Source organism: Janthinobacterium sp. P210006 (assembly GCF_036231885.1).
Classification (GTDB): Bacteria; Pseudomonadota; Gammaproteobacteria; order Burkholderiales; family Burkholderiaceae_D; genus Janthinobacterium; species Janthinobacterium violaceinigrum.
The window spans coordinates 482,823-500,885 of the sequence record NZ_JAZARD010000003.1 but is presented as its reverse complement, the minus strand read 5'-3'; the positions used below and the strand labels follow the sequence as shown (position 1 = coordinate 500,885).

Here is an 18,063-nt window from a genome sequence, read left to right as displayed (position 1 = left end):
TTTACTGGGTGCCGGTGTCTTCCTTGCGCCGTTCAAAGTACAGCAAATCCGACCACGCATCCTGGAAGAACATGGCTTTTTCCGAGCGGCCATACTGGTGAAAGCCGTTGCGCTGCATGACGGCGACCGAGCCCAGGTTTTGCGGCCGCGCCGTCGCTTCCAGGCGCCACAGGTCCAGTGGACCGAACGCTTCTTCCAGCAGCAGAGCGACCACGCGCGTGGCGTAGCCGCGTCCACCGAACCGTTCGCCGATGCGATAGCCGAGTACTGCCTTGTTGAAATACGGGCGCGTGACGGCCGTCAGGTTGACCCTGCCGATGATCTGCCCGTCCAGCTTGGCGAGGTACTGGTAAGCCTGGTCTTGCTGGCGCTCGCGCTGCGCCTGCTCGATGGCGGCGGCGATGGCTTCCTTTCCGTAGTAGGACGGTGCGCGCGCCGTGACCCAGTTTTCAAAATAGGCGCGGTTTTCCAGTTCGAAGGCCAGCAAGGCGGCAAGGTCGGCGCTGGAGGGCGCAAGCAGCTGAAGGCGGGTCAGGTCTGGCATGGGATCGGGTGGGAAAGCGATGCGCCATTATAATCAGCTTGCGCATTTTGCCGCACATGCATGAATTCATGAAGGAGCAGCATGCTGTCCCATATCTGCCTCGGCACCAACGACTTTCCCCGCGCTTACGCGTTCTACACGGCCCTGCTGGGAGAGCTGGGCCTGATCGAAAAATTCCATGACCGGGACAAGCCCTGGGCGGGCTGGATGGCGCAGGATGCGCCGCGGCCCCTGTTCGTGCTGACGGCGCCGCACGACGGCTTGCCGGCCGCTCCCGGCAATGGCCAGATGACGGCCTTGCTGGCGGCCAGCCGCGCGCAGGTGGACCGCTGCCACCAGGCCGCGCTGGCGCTGGGCGCCGTGTGCGAAGGGCCGCCCGGCCTGCGGCCCCATTACCACGCCCATTACTATGGCGCCTATTTCCGCGACCTCGATGGCAACAAGTTGTGCGTGTGCTGCCACGCCGTGGAATAAGTCAGCGCGGTGCCCACACGTCGGCTTCCGTCCAGCCCAGTTCCGCAAAATCCTGCGCCCGCTCGTCCGCTTCGCCGGCGCAATAGAATTCATCGAGCTGGGGCGGCGCGATGCGCGTGCCGGCCAGCATGGCGTGTACCTGCCCCCGGTGGTGGATCTGGTGCTGGAACACATGCGCGAGCAGGCGCAGGCGCGTGTCCACTTGCGGCGTGTCGCGCAGTATCGTCACGGGCCGCGCCAGGTCCGCGTCGCACAGGCTGCGGCAATGGGCGATCAGGCGCAGGTCCGATGCGCGCTGCGCCGCCTGCAGCGCGGCGCAATCGCTAAACGGTTCGTCCTGTTCGAAGAATACATAGCAGTCGGCATGGGGCGCCTCGCCGCGCAGCTCGCGTTCCAGCGCGTCGAGATAAAACCAGTCGCACGTCAGGATGTGGTTCAGGGTGAACTGGATGGTGGGGAAAAAGCTGACGCGCGTGGCCTGGAACTCGGCCTGGGTCAGCTGGGCGCATGCTTTCAGCAGGCGGTGGTTGGCCCAGGCGTTGTTATACGCCTGGCTGGTGACGTACTGGGCCAGCATATTGTTCATGATTTGCCTTGCAAAGCAGGGGAAGCTGCGGGAGTGCTACTGTAGCAGCTTGCGGCGGCTGGACAAGGCGGGCCACGCCCGCCGCACCGGCGTTGCCGTCATCAAGTAAAATCGCGGCGCGGATGTCGCGATAGTGATGCATATGGGGCTGGATAGCAAAATGGGTTGGATAGGAAAATTACTGAACGGCGGCGACGAAAAGAGCAAGCCTGCGTCCGTCACGGCAGCGGCGGCGCCCGAGATGACGGGGCAGCCAGCGACCATCGCTGAAATCGATGCCATCTATTACCGCTGGCTGGCGGCTGCAGGGTCGGCGCAGGCGTCAAAGCAGTCCGAACAGCAAATCCTGGACGAATTGACGCGGCTGGCCCGTGAACCGGTCGCTGGCGCTGCGCTGGTGCCGCGCATTCCCGCCATCATCCCGCAGTTGATGCGGACCTTGCAAAATGAAAACATGAGCGCGGTCGAGCTGTCGCGCCAGCTGGCCCAGGACGTGCTGCTGGTCGCCGAGGTGTTCCGCGAAGCGAACCGGCCCTGCTACCATTCGCGCTACAACGCCAGCCCGTCGATCAACAACATGGAAGGCGCCATCATGCTGCTGGGGCAAAACGGCATGCGCATGCTGCTGGCCCGTGTCGCCTTCCGTCCCATCGTCAGCATGCAAAGCGGCGGGCTGACCATCCGCACGGCGCCGCTGATCTGGCGCCAGTCCGAGAAATGCGCGCTGGCGGCCAACCTGCTCGCGCCTGCGCTGCAGGCAAACGCCTTCGACGCCTATCTGGCGGGGCTGATGGCCAATGTCGGCCTGGTGGTGGCGTTCCGGCTGATCGACCAGATGCATGCGCCCGACGCGTTTCCCCAATCGGACGCTTTCATCGCCCAGGTATTTGCGCAAGCGCGCATCTTGTCCGTAAAGATCGCCGAATTGTGGGAGTTTCCCGAGTCCGTGACCTACGCGATCGGGCAGGCCGGTGTCGCGGCCCACGCCGACACCGATCCGCAGGCGCAAGCGCTGGCGCAGGGCGACCGCTTGAGCAAGCTGCGCATGCTGGTCGACACGGGCCGCTTTCCTGCCGACGATCCCTTCGTGATGGCCGGACTCGGCAAGGCGGACTTGCAGGTGTTCGACAAACTGGCCGACGACGAGGAGTGACGGCCGCAGGCCGCTCACGACGGGCGTGCGGTGGCTATCACTCAGCGCGCGAAATACAGTGCGTGCAGATGCTCCAGGTCGACATCAAGCGCCGGCTGCGACAGCGCCACCTTGCCGCTTTGCATCAGGTAGACGTGGTCGGCCACGCCCACGGCGCGCGCCGTGTTCTGCTCCACTAAAATGATGGTGCGCCGGCCGTCGTTCAGGCGCGCGAGGATCTCGAACAGTTCGTTGACCACCAGCGGCGCCAGGCCCAGCGACGGCTCGTCGATGATCAGCAGCGACGGGTCCGACATCAGCCCGCGCGCCATGGCCAGCATCTGCGCTTCGCCGCCGGACAGTGAGCCGGCCAGCTGCTTGCGCCGCTCGTGCAGGCGGGGGAACATGGCGTAGGCTTCGGCCAGGCGGGCCGGCATGTGGCTGCGGTGCTCCTTGGGGAAGGCGCCCATGATCAGGTTTTCTTCCACGCTCATGTCGCGGAACGTCATGCGGCCCTCGGGGATCATGGTGACCCTGGCGTCGCTCATCTTCCAGGTGGGCGTGCCGTTGATGGCGTGGCCGTCGAGCGCGATGCTGCCCGCGCCCACGGGCAGCAGGCCCATGATGGCGCGCAGCAGGGTGGTCTTGCCGGCCCCGTTCGGGCCGATGATGGTGGTCAGCTTGCCCTTCTGGATGGACAGCGACACGTCCCACAGCACGTTGATGGCGCCGTAGCCGGCGCGCAGTTCTGTTATTTCAAGCATGCGCGGCTCCTGTATAGCTTTCGATGACGGCCGGGTCGCGGAACACGCAATCGGGCGTGCCGTCGGCGATCAGCTGGCCAAAATTGAGCACGGCCACGCGCTGGCACAGATTGCTGATGGTTTCGATATCGTGCTCGATCATGACGATGCCCACGCCAAAGGCGGCATGCAAGTCCTTCAGCATGCCCATGAAACGGCGCTTGCCGTTCGTTTCCAGCCCGGCCAGCACTTCGTCGAGCAGCAGCAGCTTCGGATTCGTCGCCAGCGCCTTGGCCACTTCCAGCGCCTTCAATTCCGTCAGCGCCAGTTCACTGGCCGCATCGCGCTGCGCCTTGTCCGCCATGCTCGTGAAATCGAGGATTTCATCGATCTTGCGCTGGTCCACCTTGCCCGTGCCGAAACGCTGCGCCACGACGAGGTTTTCGCGCACCGTCAATTCATGCATGGGCTGCGGGATCTGGAAGGTGCGGCCCAGCCCCAGGCGCGCGCGCTGGTACATGGGCGTGGCCATGATGTCACGCCCCTCGAAGCGGATATGGCCGCTGGTGGGGCGCACCAGGCCGGAAATCGCGTTGAACAGGGTGGTCTTGCCGGCGCCGTTCGCGCCCACCAGGCCGATCACGTCGTGGCTGCCCACTTTTAAGGTGACGGAATCGACGGCCGTCAGGCCGCCGAAACGCACGGACACATTATCGAGTTCAAGCATGTTGTTTCTCCTTCGCTGTGAACGCGTTTTTCAGCCATTTTTGCAGCAGCGGCAGCAGGCCGTTCGGACTGAAGACGATCATCGCCACCAGCAGCACGCCCAGCACCAGCTGGTGGCCCGTGGGGATCAGCGACTTGAAAATGAGCTGGTCGACCAGGTAGACCACCACGGCGCCCAGCACGGGGCCGAGTATCGTGCGGTAGCCGCCGAAGATGGCCGCCACGATGGGTAGGGTCACCCACAGGCTGTTGAATGCGTAGTCCGGTTCCAGGAAGTTGATGTAGTGGGCGTTGAAGGCGCCGAACAGGCCCGCCATGAAGGCCGACACCAGCAGCATGGCGCCTTTCAGCAAAGTGCTGTTGACGCCGACGACGCGCGTGGCGTCTTCGCTGTCGTGCATGGCGCGCAGGGCGATGCCGTAATGGCTGGCGCGGATGCGGCTGTAGGCGAAGGCGCATGCCACCACCAGGGTCAGCACCACCAGGTAGGCGCCCGTCTTGCTGGCCAGGTCGAAGCCGAAGACGGTGGGCAGTGTGGGGATATTGTTGATGCCGCCGGCGCCGCCCGTGACGGAACTCCATTCCGTGGCCAGGATGCGGAAGATGTGGGCGTAGGCGAGGATGGCCAGCGCAAAGTACGGTCCCCGCAGGCGCAGCACGGGCAGCATGATGACGGCGGCGACGGCTGCGCCCGCGCCGCCGAGCAGCATGGCGGCAAACACGGGCAGGCCCAGTTTCACGCTGGCCAGCGCGGACACGTACGCGCCCACGCCGAAGAACGCCGCATGGCCGAAGCTGACCATGCCGCCCAGATTGCCCAGCAAGGCCCAGGACATGGCCACGCCGCCGATGATCAGGGCCGCCACCACCATGCTCATCACGTACTGGTTGCCGCCCAGTGCCAGCGGCACGGCGACATAGGCGGCCAGCAGCAGGCCCGCCGTGGAGATCAGTGTCGAGCGCTTCATCCGCGCCTCCGTTGTGCGCCGAACAGGCCGTTCGGCATGATGAACAGCACCAGCAGGAACAGCACCATGCCGGACAATTCCTGCAGCGCGGAGCTGGCCAGGGTGACGGTCAGCGCTTCGGCCACGCCCAGCAGCACGGCGGCCAGCAGCACGCCGGGGATGGAGCCGATGCCGGCCAGTACCGTGATAATGAAGGCCTTCACCGTCAGCGCGCCGCCGTAGGCAGGCTGGATCACGCCATAGCTGAACAGGGCGACGCCCGCGAAGGCGGCCAGGATGCCGGCGACGAGGAAGGAGACGAGCTCCGTGCGGCCCGGGTCGATACCCATCAGCTTTGCCGCGTCGCGGTTGCTGGAGACGGCGCGCACGGCGCGGCCATACCAGCTGGTGGACAGCCAGCGCCACAGGGCCGCCATCAGCACCAGGCTGACGCCGAAGAAGATCACTTCGCTGCGCATGCTGAAAAACGGGCCGATCTCGATGCCTTCCTGCAGCCAGGTCGACGACGTCGAGCGGATGTCGGCCTTCCATACCAGCAGGATGAAATTGGTGAGGATGACGCCGATGCCGTAGGTGAGGATCAGCGAATTGATTTCGCGGTCTTTCTTGATGCGGCTGACGATCAGGTAGACGCCCACGGACGTCAGGCTGACGATCACCAGCGCGATGGGGATGGCGAACATGGGCCCCAGGCCCAGGCCCGATTCCACGCTGTAGGCGATGTAGGCGGCCAGCAGCACCAGCTCGCCGTGCGCCAGGTTGATCACTTTCATGGTGCCGAACACCAGCGCCAGTCCCAGTGCGATCAGGGCGTAGGAGCCGCCCTGCAGCAGGCCCGAATACAGGGCCTGCAAGATTAATTCTGTCATGTCGTCGTCCCGTCAGGCAGCCTGGCGCAGCGCAAAGATGGGCCAGGGTTGCCGTTCATCGGTGCACGCCCGGCGGGCATGCGCGTGTGCAGGGGAGGCTGCCGTCTACCAGGGCAGGGCCGGATAGGCCAGCTTGCCCGTCGCGTGTTCCTTCGGCCAGACGATGACCACCTTCTTGTCCTGGTGCTGCGCCATGCGGTGCACGAAGTTCTGGTTGTCGCCATTGGCGGCAAACTGCACGCGGCCGATCAGGGTCTCGCGGTCCGTCTTGCGCATTTCTTCGGCCACGCCGCCTTTCTTGATGGTGCCCTTGTCGGCCGCGCGCGCGATCGCCTCGAACAGCAGCATCGACTGCACGTAGCCGAACTGGCCCAGGTAGTCCGGCTCCTTCTTGTACAGCTGCTTGTAGGCGTCGCTGAAGGCCTTGCCGTCGGCTGTCTTGAATTCCGTGGGGAAGGGCAGCAGGGCCGTGCCGAAGACATTCGGCATCAGGTCGGGGAAGTCGGCCGCCATCTTCGGCGTGGCCAGCGACCACACGCCCACCATGGCCTTGATCTTCGGCTTCAGTACGCGGGCGGCGCGGATGATGCCCACATAGTCGTTTTCATAGCCGACCATGGCCACCACTTCCGATTTGTCCTGCAGCTTGATCTTGTTGATGATGGGCTTGAAGTCGGTAATGGCCGGGTCGAACGAGTGCGTCGTCACCTTCACGCCCTTGGCGGCCAGGGCTTTTTCCACGTCCTTCGCCAGGCCTGTGGTGGCGTCCTTGGTCGAGTACACGATGGAGACGGATTTGGCGCCCACGTCGGCAAGCAGTCCCAGCATGGCTTTTTCGTAGCCGGCCGTGTTATTGATGCGGAAAAAATTCTTGCGTCCGCTCGATACCAGGCTGTCGTCCACGCCGCCCGAGGTGATGTAGACGAGGCCCAGCTTGTTGGCCGTGTCCGAGGCGGGCGAGATATTGTTCGAGCCATAGCCGCCCGTGATGGCCACCACACCCTGGCTGGCCAGCTTTTCCACGGCGGCGATGGCCTTGGCGGGCGCCGATTCGTCGTCGACGGTGACGATCTTGACGGTGTGCTTGCCGTTGGTCTTGTTGAACACTTCGGCCGCCACCATGATCCCTTCCTGCATGCCGGCACCGACCCTGGCCAGGTTGCCTGTCAGGGGGATTTCCGCGCCGACCAGGAATTCGTCGGCGCTGGCGTGTGCCATCCAGGCGCTGGCAACCAGCGCTGCCATGGCGATGCGTGTGTATGTGCGTTTCATCGTGTCTCCTCCGGTGATGTGACTTGGTTTGCCTGCGCCAGGATCGGCGCCGGCAAAGCTACCCGCCTGGGTTTTATTGTCGGGTGTATTGAAACCAACTGCAATGGTGAATTTACGGCCTGTTCTGCGCCATCTGGCGCAGCTGCCCCTTTAAAATCTTGCCCGTGGCGGCCGCCGGCAGCGCTTCCATGACGATGATGGCCGACGGGCATTTGTAGGGCGACAGGGTCTGCGCCAGATAGTCCTGCAAGGCCTGCACCGTCACCGGGTGCTGCGCATCCAGTTCCACATAGGCGATGACGTCTTCGTTGCCATCGTCCAGTGTGCGTCCCACCACGGCCGACTGCACCACGGAAGCGTGGGCGTTCAGGGCCGTTTCCACTTCCAGCGGATACACATTGAAGCCGGAGCGGATGATCAGTTCCTTGGTGCGTCCCACGATGAACAGGGCGCCGTCGGGATCCTGGCGCGCCATGTCGCCCGTATTGAGCCAGCCGCCGTCGCGCATGGTGGCTGCCGTCATGGCCGGTTCGCGGTAATAGCCGGCCATGACGTTCGGTCCGCGTATCCACAGTTCGCCCGCTTCGCCCGGCGCCACGTCCGTGCCCGCCACGTCCACCACGCGCACTTGCACGCCGGGAATCGGCGTGCCGACGGAACTGTCATGGCGCGGCGCGTCGAGCCGCGTCTGGCTGATGGTGGGCGCGCTTTCCGTCATGCCGTAGCCATTGTGCAGCGCGGTGCCCAGCAGCTTTTCCACCTCGTGCTTGAGCGACGGCGCCAGCGGCGAGCCGCCCGCATATGCAAAGCGCAGCCGGGTGGGCAGCGGCGTCCCGGCGCCGCCCAGCGTTTGCAGCAGTTTCGCGTACATGGCGGGCACGCCCTGCACGATGGTCAGTTCGTCGTCCTTCAGGGCCGAGAGCAGGCCGTCGACGGAAAAGCGCGGCACCAGGTACAGCGCGGCGCCCGCATACAGGGTGCCCAGGGCAACGGAGGCCAGGCCATACACGTGCGAAATGGGCAGCACGCCGTAGGCGCGGTCGCTGCGCGTCAATCCCCGCAAGGTGCTGGAGACGGCGGCGATGAACAGCAGGTTGCGGTGCGTGAGCATCACGCCTTTCGACTGGCCCGTGGTGCCCGTCGTGTAGATCAGCGCAGCCACCTGTTCGTTGCCTGGCACGCAGGCTTCCGCGATGGCGGCATCGTTCAATGCGCCCGCCAGCAGCTCGCCCATGCCGTCGACGGTGACGGCGCTGGCCGCGCCCAGGCGTGCCGCATGCGCGGCCGCTTCCGGCGAGGCGCCGGCCAGGAACAGCAGCCGCCGCGCGCCGGAATGCTCGGCGATGGTGTCGATCTCGCGCGCCGACAGGCGTGCATTGACGTTGACGATCCACGCGTCGATGCTGGCCGCCGCGAAGATCAGCGCCACCTGCAGCGCGCCGTTTTCGCCCACCACCATCAGGCGGTCGCCGGCGCGCACCTGCAAATCGCGCAGCAGCTGCGCGGCGCTCTCCACGCTGTGCTGCAGCTGCGCATAGGTCCAGCTGCGGCCACCTTCATGCAGCGCGGGCGCGTCCGGCGCGCGCGCCGCCCAGTGGGCCGGGATGGCCGACAGGCGCGCCGGCAAGCCGGCCAGCAGGGCGGGAATGTCCATTGCTGCCTCCTTCACTTTTGTGCTGCCTTGATCATGTTGCGGGCGATGACGATCTGCTGGATCTGCGTCGTGCCTTCGTAGATGCGGAACAGGCGCACGTCGCGGTAGAAGCGCTCGGCCGCGTATTCGCTGATGTAGCCGGCGCCGCCGTGGATCTGCACGGAGCGGTCGGCCACGCGGCCGCACATTTCGGAAGCGAACAGCTTGCAGCACGACGCTTCCGTCGAAATGTCTTCCTTGTTGTCGCGCCGGCGCGCAGCGTCGAGCACCATGCTGCGCGCCGCGTAGATCTCGGCCTTGCTGTCGGCCAGCATGGCCTGGATCAGCTGGAATTCGGCGATGGGCTGGCCGAACTGCTGGCGTTCCATCGCATACGCGAGGGCATCGGCCAGCATGCGCTCGGCCGCGCCCACGCAGACGGCGGCGATGTGCAGCCGGCCCTTGTCGAGCACCTTCATGGCCGTTTTAAAGCCCACGCCTTCCTTGCCGCCGATGATGTTTGCGGCAGGGACGCGGCAGTTCTCGAAGATGACGTCGCAGGTATGCGCGCCTTGCTGGCCCATCTTCTTGTCGATCTTGCCCAGCGAGAGGCCGGACGTGTCCTTTTCCACGATGAAGGCGGAAATGGCCGAGGCGCCCCGCTTGACGGGGTCCGTGCGCGCCATCACGGTAAAAATGCTCGCTTCGGGCGCGTTGGTGATGTAGCGCTTGCTGCCGTTGAGGATATAGAAGTCGCCGTCGCGCACGGCCGTCGTGCGCAGCGACGCGGCGTCGGAACCGGAGCCCGCTTCCGTCAGCGCGAACGAGCCGATGATCTCGCCGGCCGCCAGTTTCGGCAGATAGTATTGTTTCTGCGCTTCCGTGCCGTCGATGACGATGCCTTGCGAGCCGATGCCGTTGTTCGTGCCGATCAGCGAGCGGAAGGCGGGCGAGGTGCGGGCGATTTCAAAGGCCACGCGCACTTCTTCTTCCATGCTCAGTTCCAGGCCGCCGTAGGCTTCCGGGATCGACAGGCCGAACAGGCCCAGTTCGCGCATCTGCGCCACGATGGCGGGCGGGATGGTGTCCGTTTCGGCCACCAGCGCCTCGTTCGGCACCAGCACTTCGCGCACGAAACGGGCGATGCTGTCGAGCAGAATGTTCAGGGTTTCTTCGTCGCGTATCATCGGGGTCCTCGGAGCTGTCATTGTGAGGGGGCGCGCATTCTAACCGCGTCCCAGGTTTTTTTCTACTGTCTTGACGAGGGCGACCAGGCGCGGTCCCAGGTCGCCTTCGAGTTTTTCGCGCGACAGCAGGAAGGCGGGGCCGCCGCAATTGAAGGCCATCACCTGTTCGCCATCGGCACCCAGCATGGGCACGCCCACCGCGTGCACGTCGTTCTGCCACTCGCCGGCCGAAATGCAAAAGCCCCGGTCCAGGTAATCCTTGAAGCCTTGCTCGATGCCGGCCTTGATGCGCGGCCAGCGTTCCGTCTCGTGCACGCGCGCATGGTCCATCAGGTAGTCGCGTTCGGCCTGCGGCAGGATGCACAGCAGGGCCTTGCCCATGGCCGTCGTCATCAATGGGATGCGCGAACCGACGTCGAGGCGCAGGGTGACGTTGGCGCTGCTGCGGCACGTTTCCACGTACACCATGCTGAGGCGGTCGCGCGTGCCCAGCGAGACGGACGCCTGCGCATGTTCGGCCAGTTCTTCCATCAGGGGGCGCGCCATCTTGCGCACGTCGAGGTTCGACAGCATGCGGTAGCCGAGGGCCAGCACGCCGGCGCCCAGCTGGTACTTGCCCAGGCTGTCCGAATAATTGAGGTAGCCCAGCTTGGTGAGGGTATAGGTGAGGCGCGAAATCGTCGGTTTCGGGATGCCCGTGCGCTTGGCCATGTCCGCATTCGACAAGAATACTTCGCCAGGGCGGAAGCAGCGCAGCACTTCCAGGCCCCGCGCCAGCGCGTTGACGAACTGGCGGTCCTTGCCTTCGTCGTCATCGCTGAAGACGATGAGTTCCGGATCTGCTGCGGTCTGAATATTTGTCATATTTGCATTCATTTTCAGGCTCCCTAGAAATCAGTTTGCCTAGCCGGCTCCCGCATGTCAACCGTTTTGTGAAACATTCGTTCGCACAGCGAAATGCTGCAGTGCATGAAACAATGCATGAAATTTGCCTCGAAAATTGACTTGCGCAGGGGTTTCCCGCCTTGTCGCTTGAGCATCGCTATATACGTCTGTATATTGCGCTGTTGGGTGACGGCCGCCGCAGGGGTGGCCGCTTTTTTGAGTATCGCTATATAAGACGATATATAACGAGAGTGGAAAGATCTAGACGATGTTGAAACAGGTAATGGCAGGCGCCGTGATGCTGGCGCTGGCGCAGATGGCGCAGGCGCAGCAAACAGGGAGCAGGGATGACGCGGAGGCGGCGGCGCCGTTCGTGCTGGGCACGGTGACGGTGATCGGCCAGCGCGAGCAGGCAGGCCAGGCGGAACAGCAGGTGGGCGCGCAAGTGAGCCGCGCCGAGATGCGCCGCTTTAACCGCGACAACGTGGGCGACGCCCTCAATTTGCTGTCCGGCGTATCGCTGTCGACCAACTCGCGCAACGAGAAGACCGTCGCCATCCGGGGCTTCGATGCGCGCCAGGTGCCGCTGTATATCGACGGCATTCCCGTCTACGTGCCGTATGACGGCTACGTCGATTTCAACCGCTTCACGACCAGCGACCTGGCCGCCATCCAGGTGGCCAAGGGTTTCAGTTCCGTGGCCTATGGCGCCAATACCCTGGGCGGCGCCATCAACCTGGTGTCACGCAAACCCGTGGCGCGCCTGGAAGGCGACACTTCCGTCGGTTTCGGCTCGGGCAGCGAGCGCCAGGTGGCGGCCAATGTGGGCAGCAACCAGGGCCTGTGGTATCTGCAGGCGGGCGTGTCGTACATCGACAGCGACGGTTTCCCCCTGTCGTCGGACTTCCGCCCGACCGCCACGGAAGACGGCGGCATGCGCAACAACTCGTATCGCAAGGACCATAAACTGTCGTTCAAGGTGGGCTACACGCCCGATGGCGCGCAGGCAGGCGATGAATACGCGCTCAGCTACTACAAGCAGCATGGCGAAAAAGGCCAGCCGCCATCGGTCAATCCCGTCGGCGCGCGCTACTGGCAATGGCCATACTGGAACAAGGAAAGCGTGTATTTCGTCTCGCAGACGCGCCTGGGCGAGGCCGAGCGCCTGAAACTGCGGCTGTACCACGACAGCTACGACAATGAAATCACGTCCTATACGAACGGCAGCTACACGACCTTGAAAACCAGCGGCCAGGGCAGCGTCAGCGGCGGGCGCAGCATCTATAACGACCGCACGAATGGCGGCGCGGTGGAACTCGAATCGTTCCGCCTGGCCACGCACAGCCTGCGTTTCGTCGCCAGCTACAAGGCCGACGAACACCAGGAACTCGATGCCAAGGGCGTGCGCACCACCTGGTACAAGGATGCGCTGTGGACCCTGGGCGCGGAAGACAGCATCGCCCTGAACGGGGCCACGGAACTGTCGCTGGGCGTCTCGCGCAACGCGCTGCGCCCGGACACCGTCTACAGCGCCGGCAATGCCTATACCCTGCCCGACAATCAATCGGCCACCGACCTGCAGGCGGGCCTGTTCCGCAAGATCGGCGCCGGTGCGCGCGTGTACGCCACCGTGGCGCGCAAGTCGCGCCTGCCGACCCTGAAGGATCGCTACTCGCAGCGCCTGGGCACGTATATCGAAAACCCGGCCTTGCGCGCGGAAGAGGCGATCAATTATGAGCTCGGGTATCAAGGAAACTCGCAGGGCGTGGCGCTGGAAGCGGCGCTGTTCTACAGCGACGTGAAGGACAAGATCCAGAGCGTGGCGAACGTCTCTGGCGTGCGCGCGCAGATGCAGAACGCGGGCAGGGCGCACATCAGCGGCGTGGAGCTGGGCTTGCGCGGCAGCGCCGGCGCCTGGCTGGATTTCGGCGGCAACTACACCTACACGGAAATGAAGAACGTCAGCGACCGCGCCACGCGCCTGACGGACGTGCCGCGCCACAAGCTGACGGCGCACGCCGTGCTGCATGCGGCGCGCCAGGTCGACGTGGTGGCCATCGCCGAATCGAACAGCGGACGCTGGGTGTCGAACACCCTCGAACTCGGCGGCTTTACCACCGTGAACCTGAAGGCTGTGTATCGTCCCTTGCCGGCCTTGAGCCTGGAAGCGGGCGTGGCGAACCTGGGCGACCGCAATTACGCACTGTCCGACGGTTTCCCCAGCGCGGGACGCACCTGGCTGGCCAATGCGCAGTACCAGTTCTGATTGTTTGACTGTTCAATGAAAGGACACAGCATGTTCAAGAAAATAGCCGCCGGTTTCGCTTCGGCCGCACTGCTGGCCGCGGCACCCGCGTGGTCTGCCGCGCCTGCGCCGGCGCGCGACAACATGAGCCACGCGCTGGCCGTGACAGGCGTGGTGGAAACGCCGTTGACGCTGAAAGTGGCCGACCTGCGCCAGCTGCCGCCGGCCAACGGCGGCGAAATCGCCGTCACGCGCCATAACGGCGAGAAGGCCGAAACCATCACCAGCTATCGCGGCGTGCGCCTGCGCGACATTCTCGACAAGGCGGTGCTCGATGCGCCGGGTCACAACGACGTCAAGAAGCTCGCCATCATCGCCACGGCCACCGACGGCTATGCCGTGGTGTTTTCCTGGGGCGAGCTGTATAACGCGCCGGCCGGCGAGGGCGTGATCGTCTACTACGAAAAAAACGGCAAGGCCCTCGACGACAACGATGGCGAGATCGCCCTCATTTCGGCAAAGGACATCCGCACGGGCCCGCGCCACGTGAAGTGGCTGAACGGTATCGAAGTGCGCAAGCTGGTGGAATGATGCGCAGCTGATGAAAAAAACGCGCCGTGGAGCCATCCCCGGCGCGTTTTTTTATGCCCCCAGCGCTTGCCGCATGGCCTTGCCCGCCACGTCGAACAGGCCGCGCGCCGCTGGCGTCAAGCCCAGCATGTGCATCGACGCATGGATCATGCCGTCGAGCTGCACGCATTGCGCCGCCACGCCGTCGTCGCGCAAGTACCGCGCATAGGCTTCGCCTTCGTCGTGCAACGGGTCGTACTCGCACACCAGCACGGTCGCCGGCGGCAAGTCCTTGAGCGACGTTGACCGCAGGGGCGCCGCGTAGGGCTGCGCGCCGTCAGCCGGCTCGTTCAGGTAGGCCGACCAGCAAAAGCGCATGGCTTCCCGCGTCAGCGAGTGGCCTTCCGCATAGCGCTGGTAGGACGGCGTGTCGAAGGCAAAATCGAGCGCCGGGTACAGCAGCAGCTGGTGCGCCAGCGCGGGACCGGCCTGGTCGCGCGCCATCAGGGCCGCTGCCGCCGCCAGGTTGCCGCCCGCGCTGTCGCCGCCCACGGCCAGCCGGTTCACGTCGATGCCCAGCGCCGCTCCATGCTGGGCGACCCAGCACAGCGCCGAGTAAAAGTCGTTCAGCGGCACGGGGAACTTGTGCTCGGGCGCCAGCCGGTAGTCGACGGAAAAGATCACGCAGCCGGTGGCGTTGGCCAGCGCGCGGCATGGATTGTCGTACAGGTCCAGCGAGCACAGGCACCAGCCGCCCCCATGCGCAAAGACGATGGCCGGCAGGGGCTTGCCTGTGTCCGCGCCGGCGGGCACGTAGGCGCGCACGGTCAGCGCATGCTCGCCAGGCAGCACGTAGTCCTTGATCGAGGCGACGTCTTCCAGTGGCCCGTGCAACTGGCGCAGCCCCGTTTCCGTGGCGGCGCGCAGGTCCGCCAGCGAGGCGGGCGGCGGCGCATCGTTTGCCAGCGCCAGGAAGGCCGCTACTTGCGGATCGAGGCTCATGCGGCGTCTCCGGCCAGGAACGGCAGCAGGTGGGCGATGAACGCTTCCGGCTGTTCTTCCATGATGAAGTGGCCGCATTCGGCGACGATGGCGCCTTTCAGGATGTCCGCCTTGCCCTGCATGGTCAGCAGGGGCGCGTCATTCGTCGCGTGGTCGGCGCCGATGGCCAGCACGGGCATGGCCAGACTCTTTTTCGCCCGCTCCAGGTTTTGCCGGATGGTTTCCGGAATGGCGCGGTAGTAGGCGAAGCCCGCGCGCAGGGCGCCCGGCGTGGCATAGGCGTCCGCATACACGTCGACGGCCACCTTGTCGCGGCGGTACGACCAGCGGTCCAGGATGAAGCGGATGTATTCACGCTCCTTGCCGGCCGTGAGCATTTCCGGCAAATCGAGAACCTGGTTGAACATGAAGTGCCACAGGAAGATATTGTCGGACGGCGCGACAAAAATCGGCGGTGCCGGCGCCAGGCCCGGGATCACGGCTTCCGTCAGCGCCAGTTTCGTCACTGCCTGCGGGAAGTCGCTGGCCAGCGCATAGCCGACCCACATGCCGATGTCGTGGCCCACCACGTCGTACTGCGCATGGCCCAGGGCCAGCATGGCGCGGTGCAGGGTGGCGGCAACGGCGCCCGTGTCGTAGCCGCCGGCCGGACGTTCCGAGTGGCCGCTGCCGGGCGGATCGATGGCGATCGCCTGGTAGCCCTGGGCGGCCAGCGCCGCCATCACGTGGCGCCAGGCGTACCAGGTTTGCGGCCAGCCGGGGATCAGCAGCACGGGTTTGCCTTCGCCGGCGATGACGCAATGCAGGCGCTGGCCGTCGATGCGCACGTAGTCGTGGGTGTAGCTGGCTTCATTCTGATGCATGGTATGTCCTTGTATTGATTCGATTGCGTTGATTCAGTTGATTAGTTGTGCGTGATGCCGAGCAGGGTATTGATCTGCTGCGCGCTGACGGGGGCGCCGGCGAAATCGTCGAAGATCTTGTCGGTCACGGGAATGATGTGGGCGTTGATGAACGCCACGCCTTCACGCGCACCCACCTCCTGGTCCTTCAGGCAGCATTCCCATTCCAGCGTGGCCCAGCCCGCGTAGTTGTTCTGTGCCATCTTCGAGAAGATGGCCTTGAAATCGACCTGGCCGTCGCCCAGCGAACGGAAGCGCCCGGCGCGGTTTTCCCACGACTGGTAGCCGCCGTAGATGCCTTGCCGTCCCGTCGGATTGAATTCCGCATCCTTCACATGGAACATGCGGATATGGTCCTTGTAGATGTCGATGAATTCCAGGTAGTTCAGCTGCTGCAGCACGAAGTGGCTGGGGTCGAACAGCATCTTGCAGCGCGGGTGGCGGCCCACGCGCTCGTAGAACATCTCGAAGCTGATACCGTCATGCAGGTCTTCGCTCGGGTGGATTTCGTAGCACAGGTTGACGCCCTGTTCTTCGCACACGTCGAGGATGGGCAGCCAGCGGCGCGCCAGTTCGTCGAAGGCCGCTTCGATCAGGCCGGGCGGGCGCTGCGGGAACGGGAACAGGTAGGGCCAGGCGAACGAGCCGGAGAACGTGCCCATTTCCGTCAGACCCAGGCGCTTCGAGGCCATGGCCGCCAGCTTGACCTGTTCGATGGCCCACTCGGTGCGCGCCGCCGGCTGGCCGTGCAGGTGTGCCGGCGCAAAGCTGTCGCACAGCGCGTCGTAGGCCGGATGCACGGCCACCAGCTGGCCGAGGATGTGCGTCGTCAGTTCGCTGATGACGAGGCCATGGCTGGCCAGCATGGCAACGAGGTCGTCGCAGTACTGTTGGCTGTGCGCTGCTTGCGCCACGTCGAACAGGCGTGCATCCCAGGCGGGGATCTGCAGGGCCTTGAAGCCCATGCCGGCCGCCCACTCGGCGATGGCAGGCAGGGTGTTGAAGGGCGCCGTATCGGCGGCGAATTGTGCCAGGTGCAGGCTTGGTCCTTGGATGGTTTTCATATCGGCTCCTATTGTTTGTCGATCGACAAAGAATAGGCGAAATTTGCAGCGCGGTCAAGGCCGTGATGCAAAATAAATGCGGAATCGGTATGGCGTGCAGGCGTTATACTGGCCGCCAGTTTGCAAGCAGAGGATAAAAATGGCAGGAAGACCGAGGGAATTTGACCGCGCGCTGGCGCTGGCAAAAGCGCGCGACGCGTTCTGGACGCGCGGCTACGAAGGCGTATCGATGGCCGACCTGGTGGCGGCGCTGGGCATCGCTTCGGCACGCATCTATGCGGCGTTCGGCTCGAAGGAACAGCTGTTCCGCGAAGCCGTGGAACTGTATGAAACGGGCGAGGGCGCGTTTGCCGTGCACGCGCTGGCGGCCAGCCTGAACGTGCGCGATGCCGTGGCGCGCATGCTGGAAGAGGCAGTGCTGCTGTATACGCGCAGCGGCCAGCCGCAAGGCTGCATGGTGGTCACGGCCGCCACGAATACGAGCGCGGACAATGCGGGCATCGCCGACTGGCTGGCGCAGCACCGCCGCGCACGCACGCAGGCCGTCATCGAGCGCCTGCGCGCGGCGCAACTGGCGGGAGAATTGAAAGAGGAGGCGGACGTGCAGGCGCTGGGCGACTATTATGCGGCGCTGCTGCATGGCCTGTCGGTGCAGGCGCGCGACGGCATTCCCGCCGAACGGCTGCTGGCGCTGATCACGCCGGCCATGGCGCCGCTGGCGCTGGAAATGAAAAACTAGACTATTGTTTCGATAGCCGCAGTCGTCAGGTCTTGACGTCGATCAGGCTGCCCAGGGCCTGGTCGGCTGCCTTGACGACATTTGCCGACAGGTTGAAACCGGCCTTGTAGACGAGGTTATCCGTCAGCTCGGAAGCGAGGCCCACGCCGTTGGGCCGGCTTTCGGCCGCCTTGGCCGCATTTGCATTGGCGCCGCTGACGCTTTCGCCGGCGGCCAGCTTGCGCCCTTCGACGGAGAGGGTGACGCCCGTGCCGGCTGGGCTGGCTTCCTGAAACTCGGCTTGTTGCGGCTGGAAGCCCTGGGTATTCGCATTGGCGATATTGTTGGCGGCCACATCCAGCGCGCGCTGGTTGGCGGTCAGCCCCGAGGTACCGGTGGTGAGGGCGGATATGGACATGGCAACTCCTTCAGAAGGCCTTTAGTTTACTCCCGTCTGCGGAGAAAATGGTTGGTGCAAGGCAACAATTTTTCGCGCAGGTGCTTGCCGCAAAAAATATGTCCATCACGTAATTTTTTTATATT

Annotated in this window: 19 protein-coding genes; 5 read left to right on the top strand and 14 right to left on the bottom strand. The window is 64.7% G+C overall.

Annotated elements, in window-relative coordinates; genetic code table 11:
• Nucleotide 1 precedes the first annotated feature (1 nt).
• Nucleotides 2–544, bottom strand: coding sequence for a GNAT family N-acetyltransferase (locus VPH41_RS16245; protein WP_328570787.1), 543 nt, complete (start codon nt 542–544; stop codon nt 2–4).
• Nucleotides 545–625: 81 nt separating this feature from the next.
• Between VPH41_RS16245 and VPH41_RS16240 the strand changes: the two genes are divergently transcribed.
• Nucleotides 626–1,018 carry a VOC family protein gene (locus VPH41_RS16240; RefSeq protein WP_328570786.1) on the top strand — a complete coding sequence of 131 codons (393 nt, stop codon included), beginning with the start codon at nt 626–628 and terminating at the stop codon, nt 1,016–1,018.
• 1 nt (nt 1,019) lies between these two features.
• Here VPH41_RS16240 and VPH41_RS16235 read toward each other — a convergent pair whose 3' ends face one another.
• Entirely contained in the window at nt 1,020–1,604 is a 585-nt protein-coding gene (locus VPH41_RS16235) for a DinB family protein (RefSeq protein ID WP_328570785.1), read from the bottom strand.
• A gap of 160 nt (nt 1,605–1,764) precedes the next feature.
• On the opposite strand from VPH41_RS16235, the gene VPH41_RS16230 reads away from it, so the two are divergent.
• Nucleotides 1,765–2,757 carry an HDOD domain-containing protein gene (locus tag VPH41_RS16230; RefSeq protein WP_328570784.1) on the top strand — a complete coding sequence of 331 codons (993 nt, stop codon included), beginning with the start codon at nt 1,765–1,767 and terminating at the stop codon, nt 2,755–2,757.
• Nucleotides 2,758–2,798: 41 nt separating this feature from the next.
• On the opposite strand, the gene VPH41_RS16225 is transcribed toward VPH41_RS16230, so the two are convergent.
• The 8 genes from VPH41_RS16225 to VPH41_RS16190 all read right to left on the bottom strand — a co-directional run bounded on the left by VPH41_RS16225 (nt 2,799) and on the right by VPH41_RS16190 (nt 10,998).
• Nucleotides 2,799–3,500, bottom strand: coding sequence for an ABC transporter ATP-binding protein (locus tag VPH41_RS16225; protein WP_152282754.1), 702 nt, complete (start codon nt 3,498–3,500; stop codon nt 2,799–2,801).
• Nucleotides 3,493–4,206 carry an ABC transporter ATP-binding protein gene (locus VPH41_RS16220; RefSeq protein ID WP_328570783.1) on the bottom strand — a complete coding sequence of 238 codons (714 nt, stop codon included), beginning with the start codon at nt 4,204–4,206 and terminating at the stop codon, nt 3,493–3,495. Before VPH41_RS16220 ends, VPH41_RS16225 begins: the two co-directional genes overlap by 8 nt.
• On the bottom strand, nt 4,199–5,173 hold the full coding sequence (locus VPH41_RS16215; RefSeq protein WP_328570782.1) for a branched-chain amino acid ABC transporter permease: 975 nt from the start codon (nt 5,171–5,173) through the stop codon (nt 4,199–4,201). Before VPH41_RS16215 ends, VPH41_RS16220 begins: the two co-directional genes overlap by 8 nt.
• On the bottom strand, nt 5,170–6,042 hold the full coding sequence (locus VPH41_RS16210) for a branched-chain amino acid ABC transporter permease (protein ID WP_287773276.1): 873 nt from the start codon (nt 6,040–6,042) through the stop codon (nt 5,170–5,172). Before VPH41_RS16210 ends, VPH41_RS16215 begins: the two co-directional genes overlap by 4 nt.
• A 105-nt stretch (nt 6,043–6,147) precedes the next feature.
• Nucleotides 6,148–7,314 (bottom strand): ABC transporter substrate-binding protein, encoded by a 1,167-nt coding sequence (locus VPH41_RS16205; protein WP_328570781.1) that lies wholly within the window; start codon nt 7,312–7,314, stop codon nt 6,148–6,150.
• Nucleotides 7,315–7,426: 112 nt separating this feature from the next.
• Nucleotides 7,427–8,968 carry a class I adenylate-forming enzyme family protein gene (locus VPH41_RS16200; RefSeq protein WP_328570780.1) on the bottom strand — a complete coding sequence of 514 codons (1,542 nt, stop codon included), beginning with the start codon at nt 8,966–8,968 and terminating at the stop codon, nt 7,427–7,429.
• A gap of 11 nt (nt 8,969–8,979) precedes the next feature.
• Nucleotides 8,980–10,134, bottom strand: coding sequence for an acyl-CoA dehydrogenase family protein (locus tag VPH41_RS16195; RefSeq protein ID WP_328570779.1), 1,155 nt, complete (start codon nt 10,132–10,134; stop codon nt 8,980–8,982).
• A gap of 39 nt (nt 10,135–10,173) precedes the next feature.
• Nucleotides 10,174–10,998 (bottom strand): IclR family transcriptional regulator, encoded by an 825-nt coding sequence (locus tag VPH41_RS16190; protein WP_328570778.1) that lies wholly within the window; start codon nt 10,996–10,998, stop codon nt 10,174–10,176.
• Between the two features lie 289 nt (nt 10,999–11,287).
• On the opposite strand from VPH41_RS16190, the gene VPH41_RS16185 reads away from it, so the two are divergent.
• The gene (locus VPH41_RS16185; RefSeq protein ID WP_328570777.1) at nt 11,288–13,285 is read left to right on the top strand and encodes a TonB-dependent receptor plug domain-containing protein; all 1,998 of its coding nucleotides are present in this window, start codon (nt 11,288–11,290) and stop codon (nt 13,283–13,285) included.
• A 30-nt stretch (nt 13,286–13,315) separates the two neighbouring features.
• Complete coding sequence (locus tag VPH41_RS16180) at nt 13,316–13,855, top strand: molybdopterin-dependent oxidoreductase (RefSeq protein WP_251351201.1); 540 nt, start codon at nt 13,316–13,318, stop codon at nt 13,853–13,855.
• A 51-nt stretch (nt 13,856–13,906) separates the two neighbouring features.
• Here the strand turns inward: VPH41_RS16180 and VPH41_RS16175 are convergent, their stop codons facing one another.
• Genes VPH41_RS16175 through VPH41_RS16165 form a run of 3 tightly spaced genes read right to left on the bottom strand, consistent with a single transcriptional unit; the run spans nt 13,907 to nt 16,802 of the window.
• Nucleotides 13,907–14,836: an alpha/beta hydrolase gene (locus tag VPH41_RS16175; RefSeq protein ID WP_328570776.1), complete on the bottom strand. Its 930-nt coding sequence runs from the start codon at nt 14,834–14,836 to the stop codon at nt 13,907–13,909.
• On the bottom strand, nt 14,833–15,699 hold the full coding sequence (locus VPH41_RS16170; protein WP_328570775.1) for an alpha/beta fold hydrolase: 867 nt from the start codon (nt 15,697–15,699) through the stop codon (nt 14,833–14,835). Before VPH41_RS16170 ends, VPH41_RS16175 begins: the two co-directional genes overlap by 4 nt.
• 41 nt (nt 15,700–15,740) lie before the next feature.
• Nucleotides 15,741–16,802 carry a sugar phosphate isomerase/epimerase family protein gene (locus VPH41_RS16165; RefSeq protein ID WP_152282764.1) on the bottom strand — a complete coding sequence of 354 codons (1,062 nt, stop codon included), beginning with the start codon at nt 16,800–16,802 and terminating at the stop codon, nt 15,741–15,743.
• Between the two features lie 139 nt (nt 16,803–16,941).
• Here VPH41_RS16165 and VPH41_RS16160 point away from each other — a divergent pair, with 139 nt between their 5' ends.
• Nucleotides 16,942–17,541: a TetR/AcrR family transcriptional regulator gene (locus VPH41_RS16160; protein WP_289911585.1), complete on the top strand. Its 600-nt coding sequence runs from the start codon at nt 16,942–16,944 to the stop codon at nt 17,539–17,541.
• Between the two features lie 25 nt (nt 17,542–17,566).
• On the opposite strand, the gene VPH41_RS16155 is transcribed toward VPH41_RS16160, so the two are convergent.
• Nucleotides 17,567–17,938: a flagellar basal body protein gene (locus VPH41_RS16155; protein ID WP_099664525.1), complete on the bottom strand. Its 372-nt coding sequence runs from the start codon at nt 17,936–17,938 to the stop codon at nt 17,567–17,569.
• Between the last annotated feature and the right edge of the window lie 125 nt (nt 17,939–18,063).

What these genes read in the sequence shown, in the direction of transcription:
- VPH41_RS16225 (WP_152282754.1), bottom strand. Translation starts at nt 3,500, where the DNA reads ATGCTTGAAATAACAGAACTGCGCGCCGGCTACGGCGCCATCAACGTG.
- VPH41_RS16170 (WP_328570775.1), bottom strand. Translation starts at nt 15,699, where the DNA reads ATGCATCAGAATGAAGCCAGCTACACCCACGACTACGTGCGCATCGAC.
- VPH41_RS16195 (WP_328570779.1), bottom strand. Translation starts at nt 10,134, where the DNA reads ATGATACGCGACGAAGAAACCCTGAACATTCTGCTCGACAGCATCGCC.
- VPH41_RS16220 (WP_328570783.1), bottom strand. Translation starts at nt 4,206, where the DNA reads ATGCTTGAACTCGATAATGTGTCCGTGCGTTTCGGCGGCCTGACGGCC.
- VPH41_RS16230 (WP_328570784.1), top strand. Translation starts at nt 1,765, where the DNA reads ATGGGTTGGATAGGAAAATTACTGAACGGCGGCGACGAAAAGAGCAAG.
- VPH41_RS16180 (WP_251351201.1), top strand. Translation starts at nt 13,316, where the DNA reads ATGTTCAAGAAAATAGCCGCCGGTTTCGCTTCGGCCGCACTGCTGGCC.
- VPH41_RS16235 (WP_328570785.1), bottom strand. Translation starts at nt 1,604, where the DNA reads ATGAACAATATGCTGGCCCAGTACGTCACCAGCCAGGCGTATAACAAC.
- VPH41_RS16160 (WP_289911585.1), top strand. Translation starts at nt 16,942, where the DNA reads ATGGCAGGAAGACCGAGGGAATTTGACCGCGCGCTGGCGCTGGCAAAA.
- VPH41_RS16210 (WP_287773276.1), bottom strand. Translation starts at nt 6,042, where the DNA reads ATGACAGAATTAATCTTGCAGGCCCTGTATTCGGGCCTGCTGCAGGGC.
- VPH41_RS16215 (WP_328570782.1), bottom strand. Translation starts at nt 5,173, where the DNA reads ATGAAGCGCTCGACACTGATCTCCACGGCGGGCCTGCTGCTGGCCGCC.
- VPH41_RS16190 (WP_328570778.1), bottom strand. Translation starts at nt 10,998, where the DNA reads ATGACAAATATTCAGACCGCAGCAGATCCGGAACTCATCGTCTTCAGC.
- VPH41_RS16200 (WP_328570780.1), bottom strand. Translation starts at nt 8,968, where the DNA reads ATGGACATTCCCGCCCTGCTGGCCGGCTTGCCGGCGCGCCTGTCGGCC.
- VPH41_RS16165 (WP_152282764.1), bottom strand. Translation starts at nt 16,802, where the DNA reads ATGAAAACCATCCAAGGACCAAGCCTGCACCTGGCACAATTCGCCGCC.
- VPH41_RS16175 (WP_328570776.1), bottom strand. Translation starts at nt 14,836, where the DNA reads ATGAGCCTCGATCCGCAAGTAGCGGCCTTCCTGGCGCTGGCAAACGAT.
- VPH41_RS16240 (WP_328570786.1), top strand. Translation starts at nt 626, where the DNA reads ATGCTGTCCCATATCTGCCTCGGCACCAACGACTTTCCCCGCGCTTAC.
- VPH41_RS16185 (WP_328570777.1), top strand. Translation starts at nt 11,288, where the DNA reads ATGTTGAAACAGGTAATGGCAGGCGCCGTGATGCTGGCGCTGGCGCAG.
- VPH41_RS16155 (WP_099664525.1), bottom strand. Translation starts at nt 17,938, where the DNA reads ATGTCCATATCCGCCCTCACCACCGGTACCTCGGGGCTGACCGCCAAC.
- VPH41_RS16245 (WP_328570787.1), bottom strand. Translation starts at nt 544, where the DNA reads ATGCCAGACCTGACCCGCCTTCAGCTGCTTGCGCCCTCCAGCGCCGAC.
- VPH41_RS16205 (WP_328570781.1), bottom strand. Translation starts at nt 7,314, where the DNA reads ATGAAACGCACATACACACGCATCGCCATGGCAGCGCTGGTTGCCAGC.